This window comes from Pseudomonas sp. AB6 (assembly GCF_034314105.1).
GTDB lineage: Bacteria > Pseudomonadota > Gammaproteobacteria > Pseudomonadales > Pseudomonadaceae > Aquipseudomonas.
The window spans coordinates 2,057,905-2,079,551 of record NZ_JAVIWJ010000001.1 but is presented as its reverse complement, the minus strand read 5'-3'; the positions used below and the strand labels follow the sequence as shown (position 1 = coordinate 2,079,551).

Sequence of the window (21,647 nt, the reverse complement as noted above, 5' to 3'; positions counted from 1 at the left end):
GATTCTATGGAGCGCTGGGGCGCAGCAAATACAGGCCAACGCTCACAGGAGCGAACGTGTTCGCACCAATGCCTCACCAACAAGTTGGCTGCTACGCACGCCTGCCTTCGCTTATGCTGCGACCCTTGCTGATTACCACAGAGAACCTGTAATCCAATGACGCTTTCTCCACCCAAACCATCGTCATCGATGCCTGCGCAGATTCTTCTCAAGGCCACCGGGCTAATGCGCTATAACGCAAAAAGCCACGCCCACTTGCTCAATTGCGTGGATTTCAGCTTGGCCGCAGGTGACCGGGTGGCGGTGACCGGACCGTCGGGGTCGGGGAAAAGCGTGTTTCTTCGTGCCTTGGCATTGTTGGATTCACTCGATGCTGGCCAGGTTTTTTGGCGCAACATACCGGTGAGTGGTGGGGGCATCCCAGCCTTTCGACGTCATGTCAGCTACATCGCCCAGCGTCCGGCTATGTTGGAAGGTACGGTCGAGGACAACCTGCGGTATCCGTTTACCCTGAAGGTTTACAGCGACCTGCACTTTAGTCGCGAAGCGGCGGTGCGACTGGCGAAACAGGCGGGGAGGGATGATGGTTTTCTTGACAAGCAGTCAAGCGAATTGTCGGGAGGGGAGGCGCAAATTGCGGCCTTGATCCGTGTGCTGCAACTGCAACCCGATGTCCTGCTGCTCGACGAACCTACGGCTGCGCTTGACCCGGAATCTTCGCAAGAAATTGAAGCGCTGGTCACTGCCTGGTTCAACGCAGCCAAAGACCGTGGGCGGGCCTATTTATGGGTGTCCCACGATCAAGCGCAGGCACAGCGAATGAGTGGGCGTCAGCTGACGATGCTGGCCGGTATTTTGAGCGAGGAACTCCCATGATGGATTATCAAAACCTGTCGTTGATAGACATCGCTATTGCGTCCTCATTGATCTTGATCAACGGGGTGCTGTCGCTGATGTTAAAGCTTGATCTGGAGCGCAAGCTTGCGGTGGCGGCAGTTCGTACAGTTGTGCAATTACTGGCCGTTGGTTACGTGCTGGGTTGGGTGTTCGGCCACGGCGAGTGGTACGTGGTGTTGCCGTTGATGTCTGCAATGACCTTGATTGCCGGGTTGTCCGCGTCGGAGCGTGGCAGACGCACGTACGTGGGCCAACGCCTCGACAGCATAGTGTCGATCTGGCTCAGTTCGTGGCTGGTGGCGGCGGTGGGGTTATTCGCGATCATTCGGATTCATCCGTGGTATGAGCCGCAGTATGCGATCCCGATCCTCGGCATGATTCTGGGCAACACTCTGACCGGCGTTTCGCTGGGCATCGAACGAATGACCCAAGAATTGACGGCCGGGCGAACGGTGGTGGAGATGAGCTTGGCGCTGGGTGCATCGCGCTGGGAAGCGGCGCAAGGCCCCGCTCGGCAAGCGGTACGGGCCGGCATGATTCCGACGCTGAATCAAATGACGGTGGTGGGATTGGTCAGCTTGCCGGGGATGATGACCGGGCAGGTACTGGCGGGCCAGTCGCCGATTCAGGCGGTACGCTATCAAATCATCATCATGTTTTTGATCGCGGCCGCTTCCGGTTTAGGAACGGTACTCGCGGTGTTACTCACCTATCGACGGCTGTTTTCGGCGGATCATCGGTTTCTGGCGTCCAAGCTGCTAGTGCGCGCGTAAGGCATCGCGGTGCGGATGGGTCGCGATGCCTAAGCTCGACGCTTGTTTAGCCGGGATGAGCCGGTTTCATTTGGCTGAAAACTTGAACAGCGTGGTTTGGGTGTAAACCTTGCCAGGGTCCAGACGTGTACTCAGGAAGTCAGGCTGGTTCGGGGCGTCTGGATAGTGCTGGGTTTCCAGGGTAAACGCACCCCAGTGTGGATAAATCTTTCCTGCTTTGCCCTTGATCGTGCCGTCGAGAAAATTGCCGGTATAAAGCTGCACACCGGGCTCTGTGGTGTAGAGCTGCAAATGCCGCCCAGATTGGGGGTCGCGTACTTCGGCGGCCAGTTTGCCGACGTTGCCTTTAGTGTCCAGTACCCAGTTAAAGTCAAAACCACCTTGCTTGGGCTCAGCGAATTTCAACTGCGGGTGGTCGGCGTGAATGTTTTTGCCGAACGCCGTTGGGTGGCGAAAGTCCATTGGGGTGCTAGCGACCGGTGCCAATTCTCCAGTCGGAATCAGCGTGCCGTTGACCGGTGTGTAAGTGCTTGCATGCACCGTCGCTACTTGTTTCAGAACATCGCCGTTGCCCGCGCCCGCTAGATTGAAATAGCTGTGGTTGGTCAGATTGAGCACAGTCGGTTTATCGGTAGTGGCGCGATATTGAATGCGCAGCTCGTTTTTTTCGTTAAGGCTGTAGGTGACGTGGGTTTCCAGTTTGCCGGGAAAGCCCATTTCGCCGTCCGGAGAAACGTAGGTCAACGTGACGCCTACCCAACCTTTTTCTTTGCTGTCCTCGGCTTTCCAGACGCGCTTGTCAAAGCCTTGGCTGCCGCCGTGCAGCGAATTCGGGCCATCGTTGGTGGGCACTTGGTATTGCTTGCCGTCCAGTGAGAATTTGCCCCCGGCGATTCGGTTGCCGAAACGACCGATTGTCGCGCCGAAGTACACCGTTGGGTTGGCTTGATAGCCCTGGATATCATCAAAGCCCAACACTACATCGTCGGCCTTGCCGTTTTTATCCGGAACGATCAGCGATTGCAAAACGCCGCCCCAGGTAATGATGCTGGCTTGCATGCCGTGGCTGTTGCGCAGCGTGTATTTCTCGATGGGCGCGCCGTCGGTGGTGGTGCCGAAGGTGCTGTGTTCGCTGGTCAGGCCAGCGGCGTGCGCAGAAAGAGTGGCGATCATCAAGGACAGTCCGAGGCCGCTGAGGGTGAATGTGCGATGCATCATATCTACCTTTCCTTTTTTATTTTTGAACAGAGTAGGGTTTGAAAACGCAGTTTTCCTGACGGTTGTTTCGGTTTCTTTGGGGATATCGCCTCCTATTGGTCAGACTATTCAGCTCTATAAAATCACTATTCGAGTTTTATAGCTCAAAAGACACCACTTGAAAAATCAATCGTAATACTATTTAGTGTTCGGCAGTGATCGATCTTACGCTAAGCGCCCATCGACAAAGCAGCATAGTCGTTTGACAGCTAATCGTATGATGATTAGCCTAAATTTGCGGAAGTAGCCGCAGACAGAGGCGCTGGGGATGAGCAGTAATTATCATGCGTCGACCGTGGATTGGCTGGGTACGTGGATTGCAGCGGGCCATGTTTTGCCAGGGCAAACCCTTAAAGTTGAAGCCGCGCTGTGTGAGGAATTGGGGGTCAGCCGCACGGTAATCCGCGAGGCTATCAAGACGCTGGTCGCCAAGGGTATTCTGGAAGTGGGGCCGAAAGTCGGGACCAGAGTGCTGCCGATACGCAGTTGGAATTTGTTTGATCCGCAGGTGGTAGGTTGGCTGGCAAAGAAAGGGTTGCCGGAAAACTTCGTCTTGGACCTGCTGGATTTGCGACGCACCATTGAACCAATGGCGGTGCGGTGGGCCTGTGAACGTGCAAGCCCGCAGCAGATTGTCGAAATCCTGCAGGCCTATCGCGCGCTGGAGGCTTCGTTGGATAACAAGGGGGAATACAACCGTGCCGACCAACGTTTCCATGAAGCAGTGCTGGCTGCCAGCCATAATCAATTCATCGAGCAAATGCTGCCGGCGTTAGGAACCTTGCTGGCAGTGTCGTTTGAGGTGACGTCAGCGGCGCCCCAGGAATTGGGTAAAACATTGCCGCTGCACAAGGAATTAGCTGACGCGATTGCCGCACGTGATGCCGCGCGGGGCGTTTGGGCGTGTATGAGCCTGATCGAGCAGGCCTCAGTGACTATTTCGCGGTATTACGCTGCGCATAAAAGCCCTGCGGAGCCTCAAACGGTTTTGATGGAGCCTAGCTGATTGATCGCTGAAGACGCTGTAAACGAAGCAGCAAAAAAAATAAGAATAAGGACAATTTATGCACTGGCTACCTGTGTCTGAAAAGCGCTTCAAACTGGCAGAAGGGCCTTTTTGGGACCGCGAGCATGAGGCTTTGTATTGGGTCGACATCGCGGGTTTTCTAGCCTGTCGCCTGAGCCATGGCCGCTACCACCAGTGGCGCTTCGCTGAACCGGTTTCGGCTTTTATCCCCTGCGAATCGGGCGATGCATTAGTCACCCTGGCCAGCGGCGTCTACCGCCTGGACCTTTGTTCCCCGTCGGATCAGCCGCACCTGACCTTATTCTGTTTAGTGGACCCTGTGGCGGGTAATCGCCCCAATGAAGCGCGTTGCGATGCGCAGGGGAGGTTATGGCTTGGTAGCATGCAAAATAACCTGGATGCCTATGGCGGTGACCTGCCGGTAATACGTCGCTCCGGCGGTCTGTTTCGCGTCGATCCAGACGCCAGCGTCACGCCCTTGCTTTCGGAGCAGGGTATCGTCAATACCTTGCTTTGGAACAGTGAAGCGACGGCAGTGTTCAGCGCCGACAGTCTTGATGGCGTGATCTATCGTTACTCTATTACGTCCGATGGCCGTTTGGGCGCGCGGTCCATCTGGGCTGCCGCACACTCTCGCGGTGACCCTGATGGTTCGGCCATGGATGTTGAAGGATACGTCTGGAACGCGCGATGGGATGGCCATTGTCTGATTCGTTTCGCCCCGGACGGCGCCATTGACCGAGTAGTGGAATTGCCCGTCAGCCACCCCACCAGTTGCGTCTTTGGCGGTCCGGACTTGTCTACGCTTTACGTCACCAGCGCGGCTCCGGCGTCGGCTAACGGTGTGCTTGCTGGTGCGCTGCTCATGGCTCAGGTCGGAGTGGCGGGTATGGCCTGTCATCGGTTTGCGGGTTAATGGGTGACCTCGTCATGGATGTCGGCAGGCTGATGGTTGAGCGCAGGTGACACTACGTTACCTTTGCTTCATTCATCTTATGATATGACTGTTTTATCGGCTTCTGGCTGTGACTTTTCTCAAGGGTCCAGTCTCCCCTTCGAGGGTCGGTAGCCGCTGCGCCAAAATCGTTCACGCTGTAGCTATTCAATAAAAATAAGGAGTTAGCTATGTTGAGTCGTCACGGGATTCGTTCCCTGTGCTGTGCCGCTGTCGCTACTGCAATAGTAGGACTCGGTTCCGCAGCATCTGCTGAAGAAGTCAAAATCGGTTTTTTGGTCAAACAGGCAGAAGAGCCTTGGTTTCAGACCGAATGGGCCTTCGCTGAAAAAGCCGGTAAAGAACACGGTTTTACGGTCATTAAAATCGCCGTCCCCGACGGTGAAAAAACCCTCTCTGCTATCGACAGTCTGGCCGCCAACGGTGCCAAAGGCTTCGTCATCTGCGCACCTGATGTAGGGCTGGGTAGCGCTATTGTCGCCAAGGCCAAGCGCAACGGCTTGAAAGTCATGACGGTCGATGACCGTTTTGTTGATGGCAATGGCAAGTTCATGGAAGACGTGCCGTACCTGGGCATGGCTGCGTTTGAGGTGGGCCAGAAACAGGGCAACGCGATGGCAGCCGAAGCGAAAAATCGCAACTGGGACTGGAAAGAAACCTACGCTGTGATTAACACCTACAACGAGTTGGACACCGGTAAGAAGCGCACGGACGGCTCGGTGGATGCGCTAACCAAAGCGGGCCTGCCTGCTGATCATGTTCTCTATACCGCGCAAAAAACCCTCGACGTTCCAGGCAGCATGGATGCCACCAATTCGGCACTGGTCAAACTCCCAAATACTGCGAAGAACCTGATCGTTGGCGGCATGAACGACAACACCGTTTTGGGTGGCGTACGGGCAACTGAAAGCGCTGGTTTCGATGCCAAACACGTAATTGGTATAGGTATCAACGGCACTGATGCCATCGACGAATTGAAGAAGCCAGAGAGTGGCTTCTTCGGCTCGATGCTGCCAAGCCCGGACAAAGAAGGCTATGGCACCGCGCTGTCGATGTATGAGTGGGTGACGACTGGCAAAGAACCGCCAAAATACACGGCGCTGGCCGATGTCACGCTGATTACGCGCGCCAACTTCAAAGACGTATTGACCAAAATCGGCCTCTATAAGTAAGCCGAGTCTGTTCTGTCCTGGCGCGCCTGGCTGTTCAGGCTGGCATCTGTAAGACCTCGTTCCGGCCGCCGGAGCGAGGTAAGAGGTGGTTTCATGTTGGAACAACAGCAAGCGGGCGAAAGTCTGCGGTTCAATGATATCGGCAAGGTTTTCCCGGGTGTGCGTGCGCTTTCTGAAATCAGTTTTGTCGCTCGGCCTCATCAAGTACATGCACTGATGGGCGAGAATGGCGCGGGCAAGTCAACGCTGTTGAAAATTCTCGGCGGTTCCTATCAGCCCAACAGCGGTAACTTGCAGATCGGTGACCGCACCATGCATTTCAAGTCGGCAGCGGACAGCATTGCTGGCGGTGTCGCGGTGATCCACCAGGAGTTGCAACTGGTTCCGGAAATGACCGTGGCAGAAAACCTGCTATTGGGTCATATGCCGTCGCGCTTCGGCGTTGTCAATCGACGCGCCATGTTGCGTCGGGCACGGGAATTGCTCACAGGCCTGGCGGATGAAATTGACCCATCAACCCGGCTCGGTGATTTGTCACTGGGGCAGCGGCAGTTGGTTGAAATCGCTAAAGCCATGTCGCACAACGCCCACGTCATCGCCTTTGATGAACCGACCAGCAGTTTGTCGGCGCGTGAAATCGAACGTTTGATGGCCATCATCGCCAAGCTGCGTGATGAAGGGCGGGTGATTTTGTATGTGTCGCACCGGATGGAAGAAATTTTCCGCATTTGCGACGCTGTTACGGTGTTCAAGGACGGCCGTTTCGTCCGCACCTTTGAACACATGAGCGACTTGAGCCATGACCAACTAGTGACCTGCATGGTGGGTCGCGATATTCAGGATATTTACGACTATCGGCCTCGGGAGCATCAAGGGACGGCGCTCCGGGTCAAAGGTCTGCTGGGCCATGGCTTGCAGGAGCCGGTTAGCTTTTCGGTGGACAAGGGCGAAATACTAGGCTTCTTTGGACTGGTCGGAGCGGGGCGCACCGAGCTGCTGCGTTTACTCTCAGGGCTGGCCCGCAGCAAAAGCGGCGAATTGCAGCTGGAAGGCAAGCCGTTGACGTTGAACTCGCCCCGCGATGCGATTGCCGCAGGCGTGCTGTTGTGCCCCGAAGACCGCAAAAAAGAAGGCATCGTGCCGCTGTCCAGTGTGGCCGAAAACATCAATATGGGCGCACGTCGCAACCACGCCACTTTGGGTTGCCTGATTCAGGGGCGTTGGGAAAGTGAAAACGCCGACAAACAAATTCGTGCTCTGAACATCAAAACCCCATCGCCCGACCAGCAGATAATCTATCTATCAGGTGGCAATCAGCAAAAGGTGATTTTGGGCCGTTGGTTGTCGATGCCGATGAAAGTATTGCTGCTTGATGAACCGACGCGCGGAATCGATATCGGGGCCAAAGCTGAAATTTACCAAATCATTCACAAGCTCGCTGCAAGCGGAATCGCAGTGATTGTCGTCTCCAGTGACTTGATGGAAGTTATGGGGATTTCCGACCGTATTTTGGTGATGAGCGAAGGGGCTATCACTGGCGAACTGTCTCGTGACCAAGCGGATGAGTCGCGGTTGTTGCAATTGGCACTTCCGCGCTCACGCGGGTAATTACTTATGTGGCTGACTAGAAAAAATATAAACGAGGTACATATGTCACAAGAAAATAGCCTGCCCGCTCCTCGACTACGACTGAATCTGCGTCGTTTTTTCGACGACTGGGTCATGCTTCTCGCTGCGCTGACCATCTTTGTGCTTTGTGCACTGTTCATCGATAACTTCATGTCGTCCTTAAACATGCGCGGCCTAGGGTTGGCGGTGTCCACCGTCGGGATCGCCGCGTGCACCATGTTGTTTTGCCTGGCATCCGGACATTTTGACTTGTCGGTAGGGTCGGTCATTGCCTGTGCGGGGGTGGTAGCGGGTTTGGTTATTCGCGACACCAACAGCGTATTCCTGGGCGTTTGCGCGGCCCTCGCCATGGGCTTGGTGGTGGGATTGGTTAACGGCATTGTGATCGCCAAATTGCGCATAAATGCGCTGATTGCGACGTTGGCAACCATGCAAATCGTACGCGGCTTGGCTTACATCTTCTCCAACGGTAAAGCGGTGGGAGTGATGAATGAGGGTTTTTTCGTTTTTGGTAATGGCCAAATCTATGGGGTTCCGGTGCCGATTGTGATCACCGTGTTGTGCTTCTTGTTCTTTGGTTGGCTGCTGAATTACACCACCTACGGGCGCAACACCATGGCCATTGGGGGTAATCAGGAAGCTGCGCTGCTCGCTGGCGTACACGTTGATCGAACCAAAATCATCATCTTCGCGGTGCATGGTTTAATCGGTGCGTTGGCCGGGGTGGTATTGGCTTCGCGCATGACCTCCGGTCAACCGATGATTGGTCAAGGCTTTGAGCTGACGGTGATTTCGGCATGCGTGCTGGGCGGGGTGTCCCTGAGCGGCGGCATTGGCATGATTCGGCATGTCATCGCCGGGGTGCTGATTCTTGCGATCATCGAAAATGCAATGAACTTGAAGAACATCGACACCTTTTATCAATACGTCATTCGCGGAACGATTCTGCTGATCGCAGTGATCATCGACCGAATGAAACGGCGCTGATCTTAAACTTCAGATTTCATTTGCAAGCACGGATTTAAAATACGGTTTAACTCCTACAATCCTCGCGTGGGCATTCGCGCCACACCCTACCGTTCCTGCATCCGTAACCGTGCGTGTAAACCAAAAAACTACGATGGTTTACACGCTGGCGCACCACGTCCAAAGGATACGTCCGGCAGATGAATCTATATTGGTCCGTACTTCTTGGTATCGTGCGTCACAATTTGTGATAAATGCCCCTTTTTATACGAGAAGCTGTAGCAATGCCCGATCCGATTCCTTTAAAAGACCATGAGAAAGAAACGCAGCTGGTCAATAAAAGATTGGCGGCCTGTGGTCTGTTAGTCACCATTTTGAGCTGCATTCTGGTCGGCAGAATGTACTTTCTCCAAGTCACCGAATTCGCCTACCACTCAACCATTTCCGAAAACAACCGGGTTCATGTGCTGCCGATCACCCCAGAGCGGGGCGTCATCTACGACCGTAACGGTACTGTGCTGGCCGACAACCGACCGAGTTTCAACCTGATCATGACCCGTGAGCGTTCCGGGGATTGGAGTCAGGTATTGGACTCGCTGATCAGTATTCTCAGCTTGCCGGAAGAAGACCGCATTCTGTTCGACAAAGACCTGAAGCAGGCGCGCCACCATTTTGATCCGGTGACACTGCTGTATGAGTTGACCGAAGAGCAAATAGCGTTAGTTGCCGTCAACCAATTCCGGCTGCCAGGTATAGACGTCGAGCCGCAGTTCGTTCGGCATTATCCGTTTGGCGAGCATTTTGCCCACTCGATTGGTTACGTGGGCCGGATCAACGAAAAAGAATCCAAACAACTGGATTCTGTTGAATACCGAGGCACTCAATCCATCGGTAAGACCGGTATTGAAAAATTCTACGAGTCTGAGCTGCACGGGCGAGTGGGCTATGAAGAAGTCGAGACCAATGCCCAAGGCCGGGTGCTGCGCGTGCTTAAACACACGGACCCGATCCCCGGCAAAAATATTGTTTTGAGCCTGGACGTGCATTTGCAAGAAGCCGCCGAAGAGGCGTTGGGCGATCGCCGTGGATCGGTGGTGGCACTGGAACCTGAGACCGGCGAGGTGCTGGCGATGGTCAGCAAGCCTAGTTTCGATCCGAATCTGTTCGTCACCGGTATCAGTTTCAAGGAATACGCAGCGCTGCGCGATTCGGTTGACCGGCCGTTGTTCAACCGTGTGCTGCGCGGTTTGTATGCCCCAGGTTCGACGATTAAACCTGAGGTGGCCATTGCCGGACTCGATAGCGGTGTAATAACGCCACAGGCTCGAGTGTTTGACCCCGGATATTTCCAGCTACCGGATTACGACCATAAATACCGTAATTGGAACCACAGCGGGGATGGCTGGGTGGATATGGATGTGGCGATCATGCGCTCCAATGACACCTACTTTTATACCTTGGCTCACAAGCTTGGCATCGATCGGATGCATGACTACATGACAATGTTTGGCCTTGGACAGAAGGTCTCACTGGACATGTTCGAAGAAGCGCCGGGCTTGATGCCGTCCCGTGAATGGAAACGGGCTACTCGACGACAAGTTTGGTTTCCCGGTGAAACGGTCATTCTTGGTATCGGACAGGGCTATATGCAGGTCACTCCTTTGCAATTGGCTCAGGCCACCTCGCTCATCGCTAACAAAGGCGTATGGATCCGCCCGCACTTGGCGAAAACCGTGGGCGGCGTAATGCCGATTGACGAGCACCCGATGCCCAATATCGTCCTGCACAATAGTGCCGATTGGGAGCAGGTCAATCACGGTATGCAGATGGTGATGCACGATCCACGAGGCATCGCCCGTGCGGCGGCCGTGGGTGTGCAATATCGAATTGCTGGTAAAAGCGGTACAGCGCAAGTGGTTGCGATCAAACAGGGTGAGCGTTACAACCGCTTGAAGACTCTGGAACGTAACCGTGACAATGCCTTGTTCGTCGGTTTCGCCCCCGCTGAAAAACCGAAAATAGTGGTCTCGGTGATGATTGAAAACGGTGAGGCCGGGGGCCGTGTTGCGGGGCCCGTGGTGCGCCAAATCCTGGACGCCTGGTTGCTCGACAAAGACGGCAAGCTGAAACCGCAATATGCAGTTCCAGCCGTCAAACCGCCCAATGATCCGCACGTTTGAGGCGTGCTAAATCCTACGTGGCGCATTGAATTATTCACTCTCGACCGTCTTTCACATGGTCTGCACCGTATCCGTTTGAAGTGATTGCAAGGACGGTGTTGGTCGCGCCAAAGCACCCTCTGTGAATGAACCTCTTGGGAACGACGATTACTCTTCCTTTTGTTGACATAAAGCCGTACAACGCTGCATCGCAATCTCCGTGTGCGCATGGTTTGTGCGCTCGCCATTGCTGTCTTTTATGCCGGATACGTTTCGTATGATCAAAAATTTGGGCTTCAGCAAGAAAATTCTGCTGGCCGCCACGTTAATTATCGTGGTCGCCTTTTCCGCTTTCATTGTCGTGAACGACTTCCGACAACGCGAAACGCTGAAGGCCAATGTGTTTTTGGAACTGCAACAGCTGGGCAATCTAACCACCCACAACATTCAGACTTGGCTGGAAAGCCGGACCCAGCTGCTGCAATCCATGGCGCAACAAATTGCCGTCGATGGCACTGCGACGCCTACTCTTCAGCGCGCGGTGGGTCTGCCTGCGTATGCCGACAACTTCCAGTTAAGTTATTTCGGTTCCAGTGACGGCGTAATGTTTTCAGTTCCTGCGGGCAATCGCGCGAGTGATTACGATCCGCGCCAGCGCGGTTGGTATAAGGCGGCGGTGAGTGCTCAAAGCACTATTGTGACCGAACCCTACATCGCGGCATCTTCTGGCAAGTTGGTCGTCACCTTGGCGTTACCGGTCAAGCATGACAACCAGTTCGTCGGTGTAGCAGGCGCCGATATCGCGCTGGATAGCATCAGTAGCACTATCAACGCCCTGAACTTTGGCGGTCATGGTTATGCTTTCATCGTCAGTGGCGACGGCAAGATATTGATTCACCCCGACAGCAAGTTGGTATTGAAGAATCTTAGCGATGCGTACCCCGTCGGCACCCCGAAAATCGCGCCGGGAGTGGTCGAGGTCACAGCGCAAGGCAAGTCTGAATTTATCTCGTTCACCCACGTTGAGGGCCTGTCGTCGGCGAACTGGTATGTAGCGCTGGTGCTCGATCAAGACGCCGCATATTCGATGCTCAGTGAGTTTCGCACCTCCGCACTGACGGCAATGATCATCATTGTGGTTGTGGTGGTGTTATTGCTGGGCTTTTTGATCCGGGTGCTGATGCAACCGTTGCATCAAATGGGTCGCGCCATGCGCGACATTGCAGACGGAGAAGGTGATTTGACCAAACGTTTAGCCATCGAGGCTCAGGATGAGTTCGGCGCGCTGGCGGAGTCGTTCAACCACTTTGTCGGACGCATCCATGGTTCTATTCGAGAAGTGGCGGGTACGGCTGCGCATCTCAGTGAAGTCGCTGCGCGCGTGGTCTGTGCGTCGAACTCGTCGATGGTCAACTCGGACGAACAAGCCAATCGAACCAGCAGTGTTGCCGCCGCCATCAACGAGCTAGGGGCCGCCGCGCAGGAAATTGCGCAAAACGCAGCCTTGGCTTCTCAGCATTCCAGCGACGCCAGTCAGCTCGCTGGCGACGGTCAGAAGGTAGTGCAGCAGACAATACAGGCAATGAACTTGCTGTCAGTCAACATCAGCGAGTCTTGCAACACCATCGAAAGCTTGAACGACAAGACAGTTAACATCGGGCAGATTCTTGAGGTGATCACCAGCATCTCCCAGCAAACTAATTTGCTGGCGTTAAACGCGGCCATCGAGGCGGCGAGGGCAGGTGAAGCAGGTCGTGGATTTGCTGTGGTCGCTGACGAAGTGCGGAATTTGGCGCACCGTACGCAAGATTCGGCGCAGCAAGTGCAGAAGATGATTGAAGAGCTGCAAGTCGGCGCACGGCAGGCCGTGGTGACTATGACTGAAAGCCAGCGTCAGAGTGAAACCAGCGTTACCATCGCCAACCAAGCCGGTGACCGGTTGAGCAGCGTGACGGGGCGCATTAGTGAGATCGACGGCATGAACCAGTCGGTGGCGACTGCTACGGAAGAGCAGACCGCCGTAGTGGAGTCGATCAATATTGATATTTCCCAAATCAACACACTGAATCAAGCCGGGGTCGATAACTTGAAATCGACGCTGGAGGCGTGCGCTGATTTGGAGCAGCAAGCAACGAAGTTGCAGCATTTGGTCGGGACATTTCGGATCTGATAGCCCGCTTCGTTTGCTCGCGTCAGGGGCAAGGCTTCCAGAATAAATTCGGTACCACGAAGAATCGCGGTTTATCAGTGGGACCGAACTTGTTCGAGACAGCTATTTCAACCCCGCCGCCATTCTGAGTGCCGGATAAAGGGCGGCATTAAACATATGGCCATGGGCCAGCCCCTCAAACTCTTTGTAGTTCGCTGTCATCCCAGGCAACGTCGCCAAGTGCTCAGCAACCTGTTGATTAGCGTCTGCGGGCACGGCTGCCATGGCTTTTCTTCGCTCCAACGATCCGCCATCGAACGAGGCCACCGGCGGACGCCCTTCTTTTGAACCGCGCATTATCACTACCCGCTGTTTTGAATCCTGGGCGACCCCCGCAAACCCGATACCTTTAGCGTAGGTTTGCGGTTGATACCAGAGCGAAGGACTGGCCGCAAACCAGGTTTGAAACGCCCCCTGCTGTTCAAACAGCGCATACAGCACAAACAATCCACCAAACGAATGCCCCCACAGCATCTGCTGCAGGTGATTGATAGATTGCTGTTTTTCAACCAGCGGTTTGATTTGCGTGATCAGGGTTTTCAAAAAGTCTGCCGAACGGGTCCCAGTGTAATCCCGGGTTCGCAGGTCCATGTCATAGCGTCCCTGAATGTCATACCCGACCATCACCAGCAGCGGCGGATTGCCCGCATCCAGTTCGCTGAGCCAATCGTCACGTAGTTCAGCCATGACGTTATTGCCGTCCAGTAAATAGACCACCGGATAACCCGCTGCCGGTGGCGCGCGTCGGGGGATGGCCAGCTCCAGGCGGTAGCGGCGTTTGCCGTCAATAGAATCGAGGTGCAATCGCTCGAACCGATAATAAGCAGAACCGCGATCCGCTAACGTCGGTTCGGAGGCTGACTGCGCAGGCGGTTGGTGCATGGAAACGGCCTGTGCGATCAAAGGGAAAACACCCAGTAACATAACCAACAGAACATTGAAACGCGGCGCGGTGTACATGTGGCTAACTCTCCAATTCCGACAAAAAGCCCGTACGCCGGGCCTTACAGCACCATACGCTGATCGGCAGTCACGGGCTCAGCACGCCGTTATCGGGGCCAATCTCAAACCGTAAGCCAACCGTTACCGTACTGTCATTTTCAGTTAATGGGACTGAAACACAGGCTCTCTAATGTCTGACGCACTCGAACGCAGTCCTGCAAAGGCTGTTCACCCGGACAGAGAGAAGCCAATGAAAGCCGCTATCCATGTCGACCGTCTGAACAAGACTTTTGCTCGCAAGACCGCGTTGATCGATCTTGCGTTGTCTATACAACCCGGTGAAATGGTCGCGCTGATCGGTGCTTCTGGTTCCGGTAAGTCCACGCTATTGCGCCACATGGCGGGGCTCGCCCGATGTGACAAACACAATGGCGGCAGCGTTCAGGTTTTGGGGCGTGAAGTGCAGGCATGCGGACGCTTGAACGGTAATGTCCGTCGGCTGCGCTCTGATATTGGCTACATCTTCCAGCAGTTCAATCTGGTTAATCGTCTAAGCGTATTGGACAACGTGTTGCTTGGCTGCCTGGGTCGCATGCCCGGCTGGCGCGGTAATCTAGGGCTTTTCAGCGCTGAGGAAAAACAACGGGCAATGGAGTCTCTGGACCGCGTAGGTTTAGCCGATTTTGCCGATCAGCGCGCCTCTACCTTATCGGGCGGCCAGCAGCAACGGGTGGCAATCGCCCGGGCGCTGACCCAGCGTGCTGAAGTTATTTTGGCCGACGAACCGATTGCCTCGCTGGACCCCGAATCAGCCCGAAACGTCATGGAAATCCTCGCCGACATCAACCGTCGCGACGGCAAAACTGTGGTTGTCACCTTGCATCAAGTGGATTACGCCGTGCGTTATTGCCAGCGCGCCGTGGCACTTAAAGGTGGCCGAATCCATTTCGATGGCGCCGCCGAGGCCCTCAGTACCGAGTTTCTCAACGGCCTGTACGGCGCAGACCTGGACACCAGTCTGTTGTTCTCCGACAAGGCGCGCAATGCCGAAAAATCGCCACAGCTGGTCCTTGCCCGAACTTGATTGGGGTTTGGAAATGTTGCCGTTCAAACCATCCCACTGACTATTTCTCTCTCAGGAACCTGCCCATGTTGAATCGTATCGGTCGCGTTTTCGCGTTTACCGCTTTGTTGGCAACCTTCTGTCTGGGCACTGCTCAGGCGGAAGAGAAAGTCATCAATTTCGGCCTTATGTCCACCGAGTCATCGACCAACCTCAAGAGCATCTGGCAACCGTTTCTCGACGATATGTCGAAAAAAACCGGCCTGAAAGTCAACGCCACCTTCGCTTCTGACTACGCCGGTTTGATTCAGGGTATGCGCTTTAATAAGGTCGATATCGCCTGGTTGGGCAATAAGGGTGCGATGGAAGCTGTCGATCGTTCCAATGGTGAAATCTTCGCCCAGACCGCCGCTGCCAATGGTGCCGCCGGTTACTGGAGCCTGTTGATTGTGCGAAAGGACAGCCCGATAAATTCCGTTGAAGACATGTTGAAAAATGCCAAAAACCTGACCTTTGGTAACGGCGATCCGAATTCGACTTCAGGCTATTTGGTCCCGGGTTATTACGTCTTCGCCAAGAACCATGTGAATGCGGCCACTGCGTTTAAACGTACCTTGAATTCAAGCCATGAAGTGAATGCCCTGAGCGTGGTTAAAGGCCAGCTGGATGTCGCGACCTTCAACACCGAAAGCTGGGACCGTCTGGCTGTTACGCAGCCGGACAAGACCGCGATGCTCAAAGTGATCTGGAAATCACCCTTGATTCCGGCCGATCCAATGGTCTGGAGCAAAAGTCTGCCTGATGCCGATAAAGCCAAAATCCGTGAATTTTTCGCTACCTATGGCGATACCGATCACGAGAAGGCGGTTCTTAAAGACATGCAGTTGGGCAAGTTCCTACCGTCTTCCGATGACCAACTGCTGCCGATTCGTCAGCTTGAGTTGTTCAAACAACGCAACGAAGTCGTCGCCAGTACCACGCTGAACGACAAGGAAAAAACTGAACGTTTGAAGGACATCGACAGCGGCTTGGCCAAATTGCAACAGCGCATGACTGAGCTCGACAAGAAAAACACTGCAAGCGCCGGTTAATTGCGGCTGACCCGACCGCCAGGGAAGGCGTCGCGTGTCGCTGCCTTTGAATATTTAATGTTCGAGAGCTTTTTATGACTACCCATGCCGCATACGTCGACGCCGTCGGCAAACGCACTTGGTCGCGCTACATAGGATGGGGCTTGGTCCTCGCTTTGTTGGTTTGGTCCTGGCACGGCGCCGAAATGAACCCGCTGGCGCTGTACCGTGATTCCGGAAACATGGCGACGTTCGCTGCCGACTTTTTTCCGCCGGACTTTCATGAATGGCGTTCTTACCTGAGGGAAATGCTGGTTACGGTGCAAATCGCTGTGTGGGGCACCGTACTGGCGATCATCTGCTCGGTGCCGCTGGGCATTCTCTGCGCTGAGAACATTACGCCGTGGTGGGTTCATCAGCCGGTGCGCCGGGTGATGGACGCGTTCCGATCAATCAATGAGATGGTGTTCGCCATGTTGTTCGTAGTGGCTGTCGGTCTTGGCCCCTTTGCGGGTGTGCTGGCGTTGTGGATCGGTACCACCGGCGTGCTTGCCAAGCTGTTCGCTGAAGCGGTTGAAGCCATCGATCCCGGCCCTGTTGAAGGTGTGCGGGCTACCGGTGCCAGCGCGTTGCAAGAAGTCATCTATGGGGTTATCCCGCAGGTATTGCCACTGTGGATTTCATACGCGTTGTATCGCTTCGAGTCCAATGTACGTTCGGCGACGGTGGTGGGGATGGTCGGGGCCGGGGGAATCGGCGTGATTCTTTGGGAGAACATTCGCTCATTTCAGTTCACCCAAACTTGCGCTGTGTTGCTGATCATTATTCTCGTGGTAAGCGTGATCGACATCCTGTCGCAGCGCCTGCGCAAACAGTTCATCTAACGAAGAGGGTGCGCCTGGCGGCGCTTTTTTTAATCATGCACTTGTCTAGACGAGTTGAACCGGTTTACCGCGAGCTAGCGGACACCTTACGCAGGGAACTTGACGACTATCAGCCAGGGGAATACCTGCCAGCAGAAATTCGCTTGGCTGCGCGTTTTTCAGTCAATCGCCACACCGTACGGCGTGCCATTGACGAATTGGTGTTGGAGGGCAGCTTGCTGCGGCAACAAGGCAAAGGTACGCAGGTGTTGGAACGTCGATTGATTTACCCAATGGCTGCCGAAAGCGCCTATAGCCAATCGGTTTCCGCCTTGGGCCATGGCGTCGAAGCGCGTTTATTGCAGCGCCGGATCTGCCTGGCCAATCGCGATGAGGTTACGCATTTAGGACTGGCTGATCAGGCACCGCTCATCGAGCTGCAGACCTTGCGTTTGGTCGACGGTCAGCCGGTGAGCTTGATTCGCCACCGTTATTGCGCCAGCCGCAGTGATCTATTAGCAACCTACTGCGGCGGTTCACTACGGAAATTTTTTGCTGAACATGATCTACCGTTGACCCGTACTTTCAGTCTGATCGGCGCCCGCCTGCCGAGCCGTGAAGAGGCGGGTTTGTTATTGATGCCTCGACACTTGCCGGTGCTCAGCGTCCTGACCCTTTCCCGTGATAACTCCGGCCAGCCGGTGGAGCTCTCACAATCCACTAGCCGTTCAGACCGTTTTCAGTATCAAGTCTTGACCTGATAAAGAGTTCAAATGAAGAGCCAAATGGAGATGTCGAAAATGAATCCCGCTCCTCTAGCCATGACCACTGCCCGTCAACAGTGGATCAGCGTGCTGGCCCACGCCCAACGTGTCGATTTAAACCTTCACGAAACGGCCTTGCGTGACACCGAATATCAACTGATTCGTGCTCCCGAAATTGGTATGACTCTGGTCCGTGGTCGCATGGGCGGCACGGGTGCGCCATTCAACGTCGGTGAGATGACTGTCACCCGTTGCGTAGTGCGTCTAGCGGATGGCCGCACCGGTTTCAGCTACGTCGCAGGGCGCGACAAGGTACATGCCGAACTGGCCGCGCTGGCCGATGCGCATTTGCAGGGCTCGCAACAGGCGCGCTGGTTATGTGAGTTGATAGAACCTCTGGCTAAAGTGCACGCCACTCGCCGCGCCGCCAAAGAGGCCGAAACCGCTGCCACTAAGGTTGAATTCTTCACCCTGGTGCGAGGAGAAGACTGATGAACGCAACCCTATTGCAACCGGCGTTCGCCGACTCCGTGCTGGACTCCGTGCGCAGTTTTCGTTCAGCGCTCAAGGCCCTGGCCGGCCCCGGCGTTGTTCAGCCAATGAATGCTCCGCCGCTGGAAGGCCTGGCGCCGGCCAGTTACGCGCTGTGCCTGGCATTGCTGGATGTGGACACCCCGTTATGGCTCGCCCCGGCTTTCGATACCCCGATCATTCGCGCGAACCTGACCTTTCACTGCGGCTGCCCGATTGTCGGCACCCGCGAGCAGGCGCGCTTTGCCTTGCTCGACGACAGCGAATTGGGTGACCTGCGTGGTTTTGAGTTGGGCAACGATCGTTATCCGGATCAGTCCTGCACGCTTTTTATTCAGCTGCAACAGTTGGATGGCGGACGCCACCTGACTTGGCGCGGCCCTGGTATTCAAAGCGAAAACCAAGTGGCGTTGCCATTGGCTGACGGCTTCTGGGGCGAACGTGACGCCCGTAATGATTTCCCACGTGGATTGGACGCGTTCTTCCTCGCGGGCAACGGCGTTATTGGCCTGCCGCGAAGCACCCGTGTCAGCGTGGCGCAAACCGATACTGTGACCGGGGAGGTTGCCTAATGTACGTAGCCGTCAAAGGTGGCGAACAGGCCATCGACAACGCCCATCGTCTGTTGGCAAAAAGACGCCGGGGCGACACCTCGATTGCTGAAGTGGCCGTTGAACAAATTCGTCAGCAATTGCCTCTGGCCGTTGCTCGGGTCATGAGCGAAGGCTCGCTCTATGACGAACAACTGGCGGCGTTGGCGATCAAGCAGGCGGCCGGGGATCTGGTTGAAGCGATCTTCCTGCTGCGCGCCTATCGAACCACGCTGCCACGCTTCACCGGCAGCCTGCCGATTGATACCTCGGACATGCAATTGAGCCGTCGTTTATCGGCAACTTTCAAGGATGTGCCAGGCGGACAGTTGCTCGGCCCAACCTTTGATTACACCCATCGTCTGCTCGACTTTGCCTTATTGGCGGAAGGTGAACATCCGGGGCCAAAACTGGAAGACGGGGCACGTTTGGACCCTTGTCCACGGGTACTGGGGTTACTGGCCAACGAAGGCTTGGTGAAGAACGAAACCCGTAGTGACGCAGCGATTGCTGATATCACCCGTAACCCTATGGAGTTTCCGTCCAGCCGTGCCCAGCGCTTGCAGGCGTTGGCCCGTGGTGACGAAGGTTTTTTGTTGGCACTGGGCTATTCCACACAACGTGGTTACGGTCGTAATCATCCATTCGCCGGAGAAATTCGCATCGGCGAGGTCGAGGTTTGGATAGACCCTGAAGAGTTGGGCTTTCCCATCAACATCGGCAGTATCGAAATCACCGAGTGCGAGATGGTCAATCAGTTTGTCGGTTCGGCCACGGAGTTGCCCCAATTCACTCGCGGTTATGGCCTGACGTTTGGCCAAGCCGAGCGTAAGGCTATGGGGATGGCGCTGGTGGACCGTTCGCTACGCGCTGCAGAGTTCAACGAAGAAATAGAGTCACCGGCGCAGCAGGAGGAGTTTGTGCTTAGCCATTGCGACAACGTCGAAGCGGCTGGTTTTGTTTCTCATTTGAAACTGCCGCATTACGTCGACTTTCAATCCGAACTCGAACTGATCCGCAAACTGCGCAAGCCTGCAGCAGTTGCACTCACTGTAGGCAAAACCGGCGTCCAGGAGAATCAGCGATGAGCAGCCATACCGACGTCCGCCCGGCGCGGGACGAGGCTTACAACTTTGCTTACCTGGATGAGCAAACCAAACGCATGATTCGCCGTGGGCTACTCAAGGCCGTAGCTATTCCGGGTTATCAGGTGCCATTTGGCGGCCGTGAGATGCCGCTGCCTTATGGGTGGGGCACGGGCGGGATGCAATTGACCGCAGCGATTCTTGACACCGATGACGTGCTTAAAGTAATCGACCAAGGGGCGGATGACACAACTAACGCGGTCTCGATTCGGCGTTTTTTTGCCCGTACAGCGGGAATTGCCACCACTGAGCGCACGCAGGAAGCAACGGTGATTCAGACACGTCACCGAATTCCGGAAATGCCGCTGCACCTCGATCAAATCCTGGTGTATCAAGTGCCAATCCCGGAACCGCTGCGTTTTATCGAGCCATCGGAAACCGAGACCCGGACGATGCACGCACTCAACGATTATGGGGTGATGCACGTAAAGCTGTACGAAGACATCGCCACCTTTGGCCATATCGCCACCAGCTATGCCTACCCGGTGATGGTCGATGAGCGCTACGTGATGGACCCGTCGCCGATTCCGAAATTCGACAACCCGAAGCTTCACATGAGTCCAGCACTGATGCTGTTCGGTGCAGGGCGGGAAAAGCGCCTGTACGCTGTCCCGCCATACACCAACGTGGTGAGCCTGGACTTCGAAGACCACCCTTTCGAAATACAGAAATGGGATGAATGCTGCGCGATCTGCGGCAGCCGCGATTCCTACCTCGATGAGTTGATCCTCGACGACGCAGGCACCCAAAGCTTCGTCTGTTCGGACACCGATTATTGCGCTCAACGCAGCCGTGAACAGGAGTCTGGCCGATGAACAGCCCTGCGAAAATGCCTCAACACGACCGTCAGGCCGACCGTGCGCAACCGCTGCTTAAAGTCCGTGGTTTGTCGTTTTTGTATGGCCCGGATAAGGGCTGTCAGGGTGTTGATTTCGACTTATATCCCGGTGAAGTGTTGGGGATTGTCGGCGAGTCCGGCTCGGGTAAATCGACCTTGTTGTCGTTGCTAAGCGGCCGTTGCCCGCCAGACAGTGGCGCCATCGCTTATCGGCGCAAAGAAGGCGACTGGTTAGACCTCTATAGCGCCAGCGAAGCCGAACGCCGCACGTTGCTGCGCACCGAATGGGGCTTTGTCGAGCAAAGCCCGCGTGACGGTCTGCGAATGGGTGTCTCGGCTGGCGCCAACATTGGTGAGCGCCTGATGGCCCAAGGCGTTCGCAACTACGGCGAGCTGCGGGCGGCCGGAATCGACTGGCTGAGCCAGGTTGAAATTGACCCTCTGCGCATTGACGATCTGCCACGGGCCTTTTCCGGCGGCATGCAACAACGCTTGCAGATCGCTCGCAATCTCGTTTCTGGTCCGCGTCTGGTGTTCATGGATGAGCCAACCGGCGGCCTTGATGTGTCGGTGCAGGCGCGTTTGCTCGACCTATTGCGCGGTCTGGTGCGCGAGTTGGATCTGGCTGTGGTGATCGTCACCCACGATTTGGCGGTGGCTCGACTGTTGGCGGATCGGTTGATGGTGATGCGTCGTTCACGCGTCGTGGAATCGGGTCTGACAGACCAGATCCTAGACGATCCGCAGCACCCTTATTCGCAGCTGCTGGTGTCGTCGGTGCTGCAACCGTAATTTAA

At 55.4% G+C, this 21,647-nt stretch carries 20 protein-coding genes and 1 pseudogene; 19 read left to right on the top strand and 2 right to left on the bottom strand.

All coding sequences use genetic code 11. The features are described 5' to 3' along the window. Positions 1-156: 156 nt before the first annotated feature. Together RGW60_RS09905 and RGW60_RS09900 are read left to right on the top strand one after the other, a co-directional pair. Entirely contained in the window at positions 157-876 is a 720-nt protein-coding gene (locus RGW60_RS09905) for an ABC transporter ATP-binding protein (protein ID WP_322204251.1), read from the top strand. Further along, positions 876-1,670: an ABC transporter permease gene (locus tag RGW60_RS09900; RefSeq protein WP_322206887.1), complete on the top strand. Its 795-nt coding sequence runs from the start codon at positions 876-878 to the stop codon at positions 1,668-1,670. Before RGW60_RS09905 ends, RGW60_RS09900 begins: the two co-directional genes overlap by 1 nt. Before the next feature lie 66 nt (positions 1,671-1,736). On the opposite strand, the gene RGW60_RS09895 is transcribed toward RGW60_RS09900, so the two are convergent. Next, entirely contained in the window at positions 1,737-2,885 is a 1,149-nt protein-coding gene (locus RGW60_RS09895; RefSeq protein WP_407074093.1) for an aldose epimerase family protein, read from the bottom strand. Positions 2,886-3,195: 310 nt separating this feature from the next. On the opposite strand from RGW60_RS09895, the gene RGW60_RS09890 reads away from it, so the two are divergent. The 8 genes and pseudogenes from RGW60_RS09890 to RGW60_RS23785 all read left to right on the top strand — a co-directional run bounded on the left by RGW60_RS09890 (position 3,196) and on the right by RGW60_RS23785 (position 13,005). Then, entirely contained in the window at positions 3,196-3,933 is a 738-nt protein-coding gene (locus RGW60_RS09890) for a FadR/GntR family transcriptional regulator (protein ID WP_322204248.1), read from the top strand. A 58-nt stretch (positions 3,934-3,991) separates the two neighbouring features. After that, positions 3,992-4,870, top strand: coding sequence for an SMP-30/gluconolactonase/LRE family protein (locus tag RGW60_RS09885; RefSeq protein WP_322204246.1), 879 nt, complete (start codon positions 3,992-3,994; stop codon positions 4,868-4,870). A 209-nt stretch (positions 4,871-5,079) separates the two neighbouring features. Beyond that, positions 5,080-6,081 (top strand): substrate-binding domain-containing protein, encoded by a 1,002-nt coding sequence (locus RGW60_RS09880; protein ID WP_322204244.1) that lies wholly within the window; start codon positions 5,080-5,082, stop codon positions 6,079-6,081. A gap of 93 nt (positions 6,082-6,174) precedes the next feature. Next, positions 6,175-7,689, top strand: a complete 1,515-nt coding sequence (araG, locus tag RGW60_RS09875; protein ID WP_322204242.1) for an L-arabinose ABC transporter ATP-binding protein AraG — start codon at positions 6,175-6,177, stop codon at positions 7,687-7,689. A gap of 42 nt (positions 7,690-7,731) precedes the next feature. Next, positions 7,732-8,697: an L-arabinose ABC transporter permease AraH gene (araH, locus tag RGW60_RS09870; RefSeq protein WP_322204239.1), complete on the top strand. Its 966-nt coding sequence runs from the start codon at positions 7,732-7,734 to the stop codon at positions 8,695-8,697. A gap of 263 nt (positions 8,698-8,960) precedes the next feature. Next, positions 8,961-10,856, top strand: coding sequence for a penicillin-binding protein 2 (gene mrdA, locus RGW60_RS09865; RefSeq protein WP_322204237.1), 1,896 nt, complete (start codon positions 8,961-8,963; stop codon positions 10,854-10,856). A 238-nt stretch (positions 10,857-11,094) separates the two neighbouring features. Beyond that, positions 11,095-12,147: pseudogene (locus RGW60_RS23790) on the top strand (cache domain-containing protein); the annotation flags it as partial. Positions 12,148-12,240: 93 nt separating this feature from the next. Then, positions 12,241-13,005, top strand: coding sequence for a methyl-accepting chemotaxis protein (locus RGW60_RS23785; protein ID WP_407074524.1), 765 nt, complete (start codon positions 12,241-12,243; stop codon positions 13,003-13,005). A gap of 102 nt (positions 13,006-13,107) precedes the next feature. Here RGW60_RS23785 and RGW60_RS09855 read toward each other — a convergent pair whose 3' ends face one another. Beyond that, positions 13,108-14,004, bottom strand: a complete 897-nt coding sequence (locus RGW60_RS09855; RefSeq protein ID WP_322204233.1) for an alpha/beta hydrolase — start codon at positions 14,002-14,004, stop codon at positions 13,108-13,110. Between the two features lie 232 nt (positions 14,005-14,236). Here RGW60_RS09855 and phnC point away from each other — a divergent pair, with 232 nt between their 5' ends. From phnC to phnK, 9 genes are all read left to right on the top strand, one after another. After that, a complete protein-coding gene (phnC, locus tag RGW60_RS09850; RefSeq protein WP_322206886.1) occupies positions 14,237-15,070 on the top strand; it encodes a phosphonate ABC transporter ATP-binding protein in 834 nt (277 codons plus the stop codon). Positions 15,071-15,135: 65 nt separating this feature from the next. After that, entirely contained in the window at positions 15,136-16,140 is a 1,005-nt protein-coding gene (gene phnD / locus RGW60_RS09845) for a phosphonate ABC transporter substrate-binding protein (protein WP_322204232.1), read from the top strand. A gap of 74 nt (positions 16,141-16,214) precedes the next feature. After that, positions 16,215-17,003 (top strand): phosphonate ABC transporter, permease protein PhnE, encoded by a 789-nt coding sequence (phnE, locus tag RGW60_RS09840; RefSeq protein ID WP_322204229.1) that lies wholly within the window; start codon positions 16,215-16,217, stop codon positions 17,001-17,003. Between the two features lie 35 nt (positions 17,004-17,038). Beyond that, positions 17,039-17,743, top strand: coding sequence for a phosphonate metabolism transcriptional regulator PhnF (phnF, locus tag RGW60_RS09835; protein ID WP_322204227.1), 705 nt, complete (start codon positions 17,039-17,041; stop codon positions 17,741-17,743). Positions 17,744-17,782: 39 nt separating this feature from the next. After that, positions 17,783-18,238, top strand: coding sequence for a phosphonate C-P lyase system protein PhnG (gene phnG / locus RGW60_RS09830; RefSeq protein WP_322204225.1), 456 nt, complete (start codon positions 17,783-17,785; stop codon positions 18,236-18,238). Beyond that, positions 18,238-18,849, top strand: coding sequence for a phosphonate C-P lyase system protein PhnH (gene phnH, locus RGW60_RS09825; RefSeq protein WP_322204223.1), 612 nt, complete (start codon positions 18,238-18,240; stop codon positions 18,847-18,849). The genes phnG and phnH overlap by 1 nt, the downstream gene beginning before the upstream one ends. Next, the gene (locus RGW60_RS09820; protein ID WP_322204221.1) at positions 18,849-19,955 is read left to right on the top strand and encodes a carbon-phosphorus lyase complex subunit PhnI; all 1,107 of its coding nucleotides are present in this window, start codon (positions 18,849-18,851) and stop codon (positions 19,953-19,955) included. The genes phnH and RGW60_RS09820 overlap by 1 nt, the downstream gene beginning before the upstream one ends. Next, positions 19,952-20,827, top strand: a complete 876-nt coding sequence (locus tag RGW60_RS09815; RefSeq protein ID WP_322204219.1) for an alpha-D-ribose 1-methylphosphonate 5-phosphate C-P-lyase PhnJ — start codon at positions 19,952-19,954, stop codon at positions 20,825-20,827. The genes RGW60_RS09820 and RGW60_RS09815 overlap by 4 nt, the downstream gene beginning before the upstream one ends. Positions 20,828-20,841: 14 nt before the next feature. After that, positions 20,842-21,642 carry a phosphonate C-P lyase system protein PhnK gene (gene phnK, locus RGW60_RS09810; RefSeq protein WP_322206885.1) on the top strand — a complete coding sequence of 267 codons (801 nt, stop codon included), beginning with the start codon at positions 20,842-20,844 and terminating at the stop codon, positions 21,640-21,642. Positions 21,643-21,647: the final 5 nt, after the last annotated feature.